Origin of the sequence: Nostoc sp. S13, assembly GCF_029379315.1 — a bacterium.
GTDB lineage: Bacteria > Cyanobacteriota > Cyanobacteriia > Cyanobacteriales > Nostocaceae > Nostoc.
In genome coordinates this window covers 58,689-65,009 of the sequence record NZ_JAQYWQ010000014.1, presented here as the reverse complement: position 1 = coordinate 65,009, position 6,321 = coordinate 58,689, and the positions used below count along the sequence as shown (strand labels likewise).

Annotated in this window: 9 protein-coding genes; 4 read left to right on the top strand and 5 right to left on the bottom strand. The window is 36.8% G+C overall.

All coding sequences use genetic code 11. The annotated features are described in order from the left end of the window. Positions 1-22: 22 nt before the first annotated feature. The 4 genes from PUQ00_RS07405 (at position 23) to PUQ00_RS07390 (ending at position 1,580) form a co-directional block, all read left to right on the top strand. A complete protein-coding gene (locus PUQ00_RS07405; protein WP_300414688.1) occupies positions 23-340 on the top strand; it encodes a hypothetical protein in 318 nt (105 codons plus the stop codon). After that, a complete protein-coding gene (locus PUQ00_RS07400) occupies positions 337-699 on the top strand; it encodes an aspartyl protease (protein WP_300414686.1) in 363 nt (120 codons plus the stop codon). The genes PUQ00_RS07405 and PUQ00_RS07400 overlap by 4 nt, the downstream gene beginning before the upstream one ends. A gap of 204 nt (positions 700-903) precedes the next feature. Continuing rightward, positions 904-1,221 carry a hypothetical protein gene (locus tag PUQ00_RS07395; protein WP_300414684.1) on the top strand — a complete coding sequence of 106 codons (318 nt, stop codon included), beginning with the start codon at positions 904-906 and terminating at the stop codon, positions 1,219-1,221. Next, entirely contained in the window at positions 1,218-1,580 is a 363-nt protein-coding gene (locus tag PUQ00_RS07390) for an aspartyl protease (RefSeq protein ID WP_300414682.1), read from the top strand. The genes PUQ00_RS07395 and PUQ00_RS07390 overlap by 4 nt, the downstream gene beginning before the upstream one ends. 83 nt (positions 1,581-1,663) lie before the next feature. On the opposite strand, the gene PUQ00_RS07385 is transcribed toward PUQ00_RS07390, so the two are convergent. The 5 genes from PUQ00_RS07385 to PUQ00_RS07365 form a co-directional block, all read right to left on the bottom strand. Further along, complete coding sequence (locus PUQ00_RS07385; protein ID WP_300414679.1) at positions 1,664-2,077, bottom strand: hypothetical protein; 414 nt, start codon at positions 2,075-2,077, stop codon at positions 1,664-1,666. 115 nt (positions 2,078-2,192) lie between these two features. Continuing rightward, positions 2,193-3,341 (bottom strand): DUF1802 family protein, encoded by a 1,149-nt coding sequence (locus PUQ00_RS07380; RefSeq protein ID WP_300414677.1) that lies wholly within the window; start codon positions 3,339-3,341, stop codon positions 2,193-2,195. Between the two features lie 2 nt (positions 3,342-3,343). Continuing rightward, on the bottom strand, positions 3,344-4,624 hold the full coding sequence (locus tag PUQ00_RS07375; RefSeq protein ID WP_300414675.1) for a hypothetical protein: 1,281 nt from the start codon (positions 4,622-4,624) through the stop codon (positions 3,344-3,346). 187 nt (positions 4,625-4,811) lie between these two features. Beyond that, the gene (locus tag PUQ00_RS07370; RefSeq protein ID WP_300414673.1) at positions 4,812-5,459 is read right to left on the bottom strand and encodes a P-loop NTPase fold protein; all 648 of its coding nucleotides are present in this window, start codon (positions 5,457-5,459) and stop codon (positions 4,812-4,814) included. A 48-nt stretch (positions 5,460-5,507) separates the two neighbouring features. Continuing rightward, entirely contained in the window at positions 5,508-6,161 is a 654-nt protein-coding gene (locus PUQ00_RS07365; RefSeq protein WP_300414671.1) for a hypothetical protein, read from the bottom strand. Positions 6,162-6,321: the final 160 nt, after the last annotated feature.

Sequence of the window (6,321 nt, the reverse complement as noted above, 5' to 3'; positions counted from 1 at the left end):
TTAACAAATGGGGTTAATTACTATGACTGAATCAACTGCAAAACAACCTGCACGTCGAGGCAGAATCTTTCCAGAACGTACTTTACCACCAGAAGAACTTGCTAGACGCAAAGCTGAACAGGAGATATTTTATCGGCGTTGTCGTGCAATTTTTGAGCGTGTGCGTCCCGATTTGATTCACGACCACTATGGCTGGTATATTGCTGTGGAGCCAGATAGTGCTGATTATTTCATTGATGAAGATATAGAAATAACTAGTCAGAAAGCACGCGAGAAACACCCAAATGCTGTACATTGTATGTTTTGTTTGAATGAGACTGGAGCCACTGGCACAATATGATACAGGGGTCTTTTGGCAGCAATGGGCAGCTATTTTTTGAAATTGATTTCATTACATCTGATGGATTAAACCTGCCTGTGGATGCTATGTTAGATACTGGTTTCACAGGCTTTTTAGCTATTAATAAACAAGATTTAGATGGTCTGGACTGGCAATTTATTCGTGGTCAAGAACTACGAACAGCACAGGGTGAAAAAGTTTTTGATTTGTTTTTAGGGAAGGTAAAATTGAATGGACAGGAGTATGAAATTCCAGTTTTTGCAGGCAACGAAATTATAGAAGTTTTGTTAGGTTCAGAATGGCTAAAAATTCTGCCGTTGGTAGTTAATTATCAGGCTAATATTTTGACTTTAGGATAACTGCAATGGCTACGGCTGGCTACGCCTACGCACTTCAGTTATTTTGAAACGAACCGCAAAAGACGCAAAGAGCGCGAAGGTAAGAAAAGAGATATATTGTATTATCTTTAGTTAATAGGTAAATCGCGGAGAAAGTAAAAGCGATCGCTTTTATCTTTCTGTAAAATAAAGTTAAGACAGCGTTAACAAATGGGGTTAATTACTATGACTGAATCAACTGCAAAACAACCTGCACGTCGAGGCAGAATCTTTCCAGAACGCACTTTACCACCAGAAGAACTTGCTAGACGCAAAGCTGAACGGGAGATATTTTATCGGCGTTGTCGTGCAATTTTTGAGTGTGTGCGTCCAGAATATATCGAAAAAAACTATGGCTGGTATATTGCCATTGAACCAGATAGCGGAAATTTTTTTATTGATGAAGATATAGAAGTGGCTCATAGAAAAGCGCTTCAGAAGTACCCAAATGTTAAACACTGCGTTTTTTGCCTGAATGAAAGTGGAGCCACTGGCACAATATGATTCAGGGTACTTTTGGTAGTAAAGGAGAACTATTTTTTGAAATTGATTTGATTACATTTGATGGATTAAATCTGCCTGTAGATGCTATGTTAGATACTGGGTTCACAGGCTTTATAGCAATTAATAAACAAGATTTAGATAGTCTTGACTGGGCCTATAGTGGGGATGAACTTCTGCGAACTGCACAAGGAGAAATCATATTTGATAGGTATTTAGGTAAGATTCTATTGGATGGACAGGAGTATGAGATTTCTGTTTATGCAGGGGATGAAATTACAGAAGTTTTGTTAGGTTCAGAATGGCTAAAAATCCTGCCGTTGGTAGTTAATTATCATGCTGATATATTAACTTTGGGATAACTGCGATGCCTACAGCTGGCTACGCCTAAGCACTTCAGTTATTTTGAAAATATCCGTAAAAAAACAAATATATTGTATTATCTTTAGTTAATGGGTAAATCGCGGAGAAAGTAAAAGCGATCTCTATTCCAATTACTACTTTTAATTCGTCCTAAATAGCCTGTTAAGGGTGAAGAAAGTTCAATCAGAATTTCGTGCATTTCTACTGTTTTTAATGGCTGTGGTGGATGTGAGCCGAAATAAGCACCATGTAGAGCATCAACACCAGCAGATTCTGCGCCTGAGTTTTGTAGATAATTTTTCACAAGCTGGATAATCTGCGATCGCAACTTTATAGATTGCTCAACTTTATCGATATAAGTATTAATTTTATCTTCAGCTAAACCAAAAGGAGCTTGTTGCAAATACTCTTTTAGTTCTATCAAATTGATAGAGTTTTTGTAGTGTGCTTGCAGTTCAACTAGTTTTTGTAGTGTTTCAGGGCTAATAACATTCATTAGACTTATCCGGAAATGAGAACTTTATTTGGCTGAAACCTAGCTCTGGAGAGGGTTTTAGAGGTTCCTGTTTTATATAAGCTAAAAAGCCAGCTATGTAAGGGTTTCAGCTATTTTAAGGTTTATTTGTGGATAAGTCTATTTGATTTTCGGTTGCTGTTCTCAGGGCGTAAAAATTTAGTTCTCCAGCCGCTACAATTAATTTAATTGAATTTTCATACTGAACTTTACGAAGATGGTTCATACCTATTTTTAGTAACTGTGCAGGTGTGCCATCAGTAACTTTTTCAGTTTTAGTTGCTTTGCACTCTCCTACTATTGGATAAGGTTGTTCAGCGTAAAAATCCATGCCTCCTGCGCCACCAGTTGCATCTGGATTCAAACCTGAACCTGTAAAGCCTAATTTTAGTAATCCTCTACGAACTAATTTTTCAAATGTATGTCCGTCGCTAGAGTTCCCAACTTCAGCAATTTTCTGAATCCAAGGTAAGTCTAAATCTAATGGATTTGTTGGTTGATTGCTACTCCAACCCAAAAATGCTTTAATATCGTCGTCTAATTGTTTCGCTGCTGGTTGGCTAATTCTTAGGGATGCGATCGCACTCTGCAATTTTTCCAATTCAGGATGCAGCGAGGGTTCTAGCTTTTCTAATTGGCGTTTGCGTTGGGCGAAGGTGCGATCGTTTAATACTGGATTAGCTTCAGAAACACCAATATTAGCTAAACCCACAAATTTACCTAGTTTTTCTTCAATGTTTGGATGAGCTGCAACTTCACAGAACTCAGGCACATTATAAACACGCAAGTAAGCCAAAAAAATATGCGGTTGTTTCTGTAATATTGCCTCAAATGCTTCTGGTGTCCATATTGTTAACTTAGACAAAATATCTAAAGGTTTAGTCTTATCTAGTATTTGGCAATGTTCACATCTAGCCCAAGCTTTAATTGAAACTGTCTTATGAGATAAGAGGGGTAGTTGTAACTGTTCTTCATTTTGAAGTAAACTTATTTGCTTAGGTTGTAACAAAATATCTTGACTATTTAACTGTGTCAAGGCACTTTGAGCAGTAGCTAAAAAATTTGGGTGGTAGTATTGCTCAATTGAAAGCTGATTTGTTAAATAATCAAGGGGGTAAAAAGCAAATTTTTGCCCATTATTAAGCAATTTACGAGGCATAGCCGCAATCATTCGCCCTTGTATTAAAGCTTCAATATCGGGAGCTGGTAGACACAGAGCGTTATAAATTAAAATTGATTCACTCATGTTTAACTAAATAACTCGTTCAATTCATCTAAGTCATCTGTTTCATTGATATTTGAAGAATTGAGTAAAATCTCTATTAGTTGGATATCTTCTTCATCATCAACGGTAGGTATATTACCAGATGGATTACTTAAAATTTCTCTAAGCAAAACATTATCAAGCGTAATTTTATTCTTAATAATTACATCAAAAATATAATCTTCTGTTAATTGATAATGTAGCTGCTTTTTATAAACAGCTAAAAGTGCTACAATTGGACAAATTTGCTCTTCTATTAAATCGATATGTTCACCACCTTTTTCTGATATAAGTTCGTTAAGCAATTTATATGCTTCTGAGTTTTTCTTCATTTGTTCTATCTTGGATTGCGAACGAAGCAAACAACCACGAGTAAGTTCAAATGTTTCATAGTCGATTAAGCGTTTTAAAGCAGCTGTTAATGTAAATTGAGAGTACTGTATTACAGAAACCCCTATTTTTACTGGTTTCGCATTTTCACTACCAATAATTTTGAAGTTTATAAAAATTTTATCCTGTGATCTAGGCTTATTCTGTGATTTATTTTGGATATCGCTTACAATTTCTTCAATCAAAACTCCTTCTAAAGTCTGACCTTTCAAAGTATCAAAGCCAAAGTAGAGAGCTTCAGCAATTAAGGAACTATCCTCTATATAATCTCCAATATCTGCCTCGGATTCCTTTTTGAATGCCAATTCAAACCTCTCAAATGGATCAGATGGAAGTGGTTCTTCATAAATCTTAAAGTTGTCTGCACACCATCGCAAAGCTTCCCTTACACTTGGTTTACTTACTTTGCCATATTCCTTCAGCTTACTTTCTTCAAATGGGTAGACTAGATGAGGAGGAATTAAATTTTTTGAACTGTAATACTCTTGCAGCCAAGCAGTAACTAATTCAACTATAGAATCGCCACTAACGTTTTTTAATTCCAGTGGTTTTCTTTGTGTATATTTTGAAATTCTGTCAGGTGTACCACCTGGCATGGAGTTTACGTTATCTCTCCATGTTTCGGACAACATTACTGTGAGAATAACAACACCTTGACTAAGTTCAGAGTTTTCGAGAGTATCATGGAGAATTTTGACAAAATTAGCGATTATGCTTGCTGTTGGGAAGCCATCATCAGTAGAGTTGTTAATAACATCTATTTCGTCAAAACAAATGACGACAGGGTTATAGAAACTAACTAAATTCAAAATTTGCTGAATATTTCTGAGAGCTTCAGCTTCTCTATCTTGATTAGTTTTATTAGGATTAGGCAATCCCAACTCATCAGCATTAGATTTCGCTAACTCTTTACCAGATAACCATTAGACTTATCCACAAATAAACCTCAAAATAGCTGAAACCCTTACATAGCTGGCTTTTTAGCTTATATAAAACAGGAACCTCTAAAACCCTCTCCAGAGCTAGGTTTCAGCCAAATAAAGTTCTCATTTCCGGATAAGTCTATTGAATTGCAAAAGTTGCTTGAGTTTCTGAAAGCGTCCACAAAATAGCCCGTAGAATATAGGGATCTGCATTGGGTTTATTTTTGATAACTTGTTTTTGCAGAGCATTCATTAAGTTTTTATTTTGAGCCAAACTATTTGCATAAACTTGGTCAAATTTTTTGACTAACTCTTCTGGAGTGGGAGAATTATCACTTCTACCTTCGTTTGCCATAGCGGTAGCTATTTCCTGCCATTGCATTACTTTTTGGCTACCAGTTTTACTCAGACTATTTGCCAAGGTTTGCTGGAATTGGTACTTAACTAAATTTAAGTCTGTATAATTATTACCGCCTGCATAGACGAATAAAGCACCACCTTCTTTTTCAAGCTGATGACGAATGCGACTAAGAATGTGGGTTTTCCCAACCCCCTTTTGTGCAGTTATGGCAATTGAAGTCACTTTGTCTTGACTAGATTGGCTTGTTCGCACAAATTCAATTGCCTCAAAAACTTTATTAGAAGCATGGGCATTTAGAGTTGCTACATCAGGGAATCCTTTTCCCCAGACATCCTGTTCTTTAACAATGCCATCATTGGTAAACGGATTATGATTTTGAATGGCGGCATTGACAGCTTCTATGGAAGAAACAAAGGTATTTGTCATAGTGATTTGATATGGTGCGAGAAACTACAAAGTGTGCGGGCAATTTGATTAAATCAAGCGTTTCGCGTAAGAACGTAGTTCTGCACCAGGTATAGATATTGAATCTTCACGTTTATCAGGGGTAAAGTCTGGTACTTGTCCAGTCATCAGCTGCAAAATGTCATCAGCTTGCATTTCTATTAGCCATTCATTAAACTTTGTACGGTTAACTCTCTCCCCTATTTCTCTCCTGATGCGATAAATTGGCACCAGATTATCTAAGTTGTAGTTTTGGTTCAACTTGTCGTAAACTTCCAAGGCCACTGACTTAAACTTGTCGTAAGATACGATCGCACTTTTCCCATTAACTAGTACGTCTGAACCAGTTAAAGCCACATCAATTTGACTAATCCATCTCACCAAAGCATTCGCCGCCCAAGTACCGACAATCGTCCCTTCAAACTTAAAATCGCCAGTTCTCAAACCCTCACTCAATACCTCTAAACCCTTGCCAGATGTCAGAGAATATCCCTTTGTGGAAATTGCGATCGCACCCTGACTCTGTAATTCCTCGAATATGCCCTGATAATCTGCTACCTTCTGGCTTTTGGATACAATTCGCTTAGTGAATTGACCTTTCTTAACTTCCTGCTGCGTTCCTCCCAAATCCCACAAAGCCAAAAGGAGACGAGTTCTAGTTTGGGCTGTATTTTGTGATGTCATATTGAGTGTACTTTCTGAAAAAAATTATTGTAACGACTGTATCTTTTTAATTTATTTACCCCGAAAAAATAACCGAGAAATTGCTGAATATTTCGGCGTTTTAGCGAAATTGATTCATTAAAAATTCACAAAATATTTCCTGCGGATGAATGCAGTTCTC